Origin of the sequence: Mycobacterium sp. (assembly GCF_032161845.1) — a bacterium.
Taxonomy (GTDB): Bacteria; Actinomycetota; Actinomycetes; order Mycobacteriales; family Mycobacteriaceae; genus Mycobacterium.
The window spans coordinates 1-3,164 of sequence record NZ_JAVRQA010000393.1; the positions used below are offsets into that span (position 1 = coordinate 1).

Consider the following 3,164-nt stretch of genomic DNA (forward strand, 5'->3'; position numbering starts at 1 on the left):
CGCGCCGCCTGCCCCGCCGAGGCCGAAGAGTGAGCCGCCCTGGCCGCCGGTGCCACCCGAGGCGCCGGCGCCACCAGTGCCGCCGGAAGCACCTTGGCCGCCGTTGCCTCCCTTGCCGCCGTTGCCACCGGTTCCGAGGCCCGGACCGCTGAATCCCTCTCCGCCGTTGCCGCCGGTGCCGCCGTTGGCTCCGGTTCCGCCATCGCCGCCAGCACCACCGATACCGCCGGTGATGTCTCCGTCGAAGGTGCCGCCGGTGACGCCGCCGTTACCACCGGTGCCGCCCGGTGCTCCGCTACCACCGTGACCGCCCGCTCCGCCGGACGCCCCGACCTGACCTGTGGTCGCAACGATGGTCGTTCCGCCGTCGCCGCCGGTGCCGCCCGCGGTGCCGTCACCACCGTCGGTTCCTGGCTCACCATCGGTTGGAGGGACCGAGGCGGTGCCGTCGGTGCCATTTGGGCCGTCGGGGGCAGTCGTGCCGTTCGAGGGCGGGTTCACCCCAGCGAGGCCGGTCGAGCCAATGCCGCCCTGACCGCCCGCACCGCCGTTGCCGATGAGTCCGGCATTGCCGCCGTTGCCACCTGTTGCGCCTTCGCCGCCGGCGCCGCCCGCTCCGCCACTGCCGAAGAAGAACCCACCGTGGCCACCGTTGCCGCCTATTTGCCCGGCAACACCGTCGCCGCCGGTACCCCCATTGCCGAACAGCAGGCCGCCCGGGCCGCCGTCCTCACCTGGCCCACCATCAAGTCCGTCGCCGATCAACAAACCACCGGGACCGATCAGCCCGAAGATAGCGCCGCCGCCTACCAGGCCGGCCACTGTGGGCCCCGGGCCGCTGCCGCCGGAACCCAACGGACAGATCAACGGGGCCGCACACGCGGGGGCGGCGGCCGCCACCGGTGACTCGGCGCCGGCCCCAGCGAACAGGCCAGCCGCGATGGCCGCCCCCACCGCCGCCGCTGCCGCTGCGCGGGTTATGCGAGTGGTTCGCGTTGCAGAATCTGGCATCGGAGCTCCCGTCAGAGGCGACGCGAATTGGTCAGCCAGTTGCGCACCCTGGTCGCAATTCGCGATGTGCCAGCAACGTAAGCCCGCCGCAACGGGCAGGCTGAGGTAGTCGACTACCCCAGTTCCGTCTGGGCGCCAGGACCCTAGCCGCCCTTGAGCCGGATCTTCCAGCGCACCAGGCTCAGATAGCCGACGCAGATCGCCCCTTGCATGCCCATGTTGAACCACCACGCCGCGGCCGTGTGCTTCCAATGCGAGTCCTGCGGCGTCAGCGGGCCCGGTACGAGCCTGATCAGATCGATCGTCGACGCCGTCGAGGCGAAGCCCCACCGGGCCGGGGTGACCCACGACATCTGGTCGAGCACGATGCGGCCCGTCACCGGGATCATGCCGCCCTGAAACACCAATTGGGACATGATCGCAATCACCAGCAGGGGCATGATCTGCTCGCTGGTCTTGGCCAACGCCGAGAGAGCCAAGCCGACCATTGCGGCCCCGACACAGCACGCCGCGACGTCGACGTACAACTCGATCGACCGGTTGGGTATCACCGCGCCGCTGGTGACGGCCCCAGCGCCCCAACCCTTCCCGATGATGTTGATGGCGACGACGACTCCGGACTGCAGCAGGGCGAATCCGGCGAAGACGAAGACCTTGGCGAACATGTATGCGGTCGTTGACAATCCGACCGCCTGCTCACGCAGGAAGATCGCCCGCTCGCCGATCAACGCGCGGATCGTCAGCGCAGTGCCCATGAAGATGGCACCCACGTTGAGCAGCACCAGAATCTGTCCCGGCTCGTTCGGTGCTTCGCCGCCCTCGAGCGCGGTCTTCGGTACGCCGAAGCCGACGGTGCCGGGCACCGACAGAGACAGTGCGCCCATGATGAATGGCAGGAACGCCAAGAAGATGAAGTAACCGCGATCGGAGACGATCAGCCGCATCTGACGGCGAGCGATCGTGGAGAACTGTTTTCGCACGCTGGTGCGCGTCGGCGAGCCGAGGTCGGCGGGTTGCTGGGTGGCCGGTGGTGGTGGCGGCGGGCCATGGCGTTCGAGGTAACGCCGCTTGGCGGACTCCGGGTCGCCGGCGACCGAACTGAAGATGTCGGCCCAGTTGGTGGTGCCCAGTTCGGCGCCGATCTGGCTGGGCGAGCCGCAGAACGCGGTCTTGCCGCCGGGCGCCAACAGCAGGACCTGGTCGCACACGTCGAGATACGTCAGGGAGTGCGTCACGACGAGCACGACGCGGCCGGCGTCGGCCAACTGGCGCAGCATCGTCATGACCTGGCGGTCCAGGGCCGGATCGAGGCCCGAGGTGGGTTCGTCGAGGATGAGCAGCGACGGGCCGGTCAGCAGCTCGAGTGCGACGGAGGCGCGTTTGCGCTGCCCGCCGGAGAGCTTGTCGACGCGAGTGTCGAGATGCTTGGTCATCTCGAGCTCTTCGAGCACCTCGTTGACGACCTGCTCGCGGTCGGCCTTGTTGGTGTCGGGGGGCAGGCGAAGTTCGGCGGCGTACATCAGGGCCTGGCGGACGGTGAGCTCGCCGTGCACGACGTCGTCCTGCGGCACCATGCCGATTCGGGAGCGGAGCGAGGCGTACTCGGCATGCACGTCATGGCCCTCGAAGGACACCGTGCCCGTGGTCGGGTGGGTGTAGCCCGCGACCAGTCGCGCGAAGGTCGACTTGCCCGCGCCCGAGGGCCCGATGATGGCGGTCAGGGTGCCGGGCCTGGCGGCCAGCGAGATGTTGTCGAGCAGCGTCTTGTTGCCCTCGATGGTCCACGTGACGCCGAAGACGTCAAGGCCACCGGTACGGGTCGCGACGTCGGTCTCGTTGCGGCGCCCCAGCGTGCCACCCGCGAAGACGAGGTCGATGTTGCCGATCGTGACCACGTCGCCGTCGTGGAGCACCGCCGACTCGACCCGCTGGCCGTTGACGAACGTGCCGTTGATGCTGCGGTGGTCGACGATCTGCGTGCCGCCGGGGCTGGGCACCAAAGTCGCGTGGTGCCGGGATGCCAGCACGTCGGGGACGACGATGTCGTTGTCGGTGGCGCGACCGATCTTGATGCCGCCGGCGGGCACGTCCGGCGCCCTGCCCGGCCGCAGGATCTTGAGCATGCTGGTCGCGAGGTTGCCCTCGGGAGCGCG

Annotated in this window: 2 protein-coding genes; both read right to left on the reverse strand. The window is 69.5% G+C overall.

Annotated features, from left to right (window positions below; all coding sequences use genetic code 11):
- Window positions 1–1,011 (reverse strand): PGRS repeat-containing protein (locus tag QOD90_RS21110; protein ID WP_526352779.1); only part of this gene is annotated, 1,011 nt, incomplete at its 3' end.
- Between the two features lie 143 nt (window positions 1,012–1,154).
- Window positions 1,155–3,164 (reverse strand): ATP-binding cassette domain-containing protein (locus QOD90_RS21115; RefSeq protein ID WP_526352780.1); only part of this gene is annotated, 2,010 nt, incomplete at its 5' end.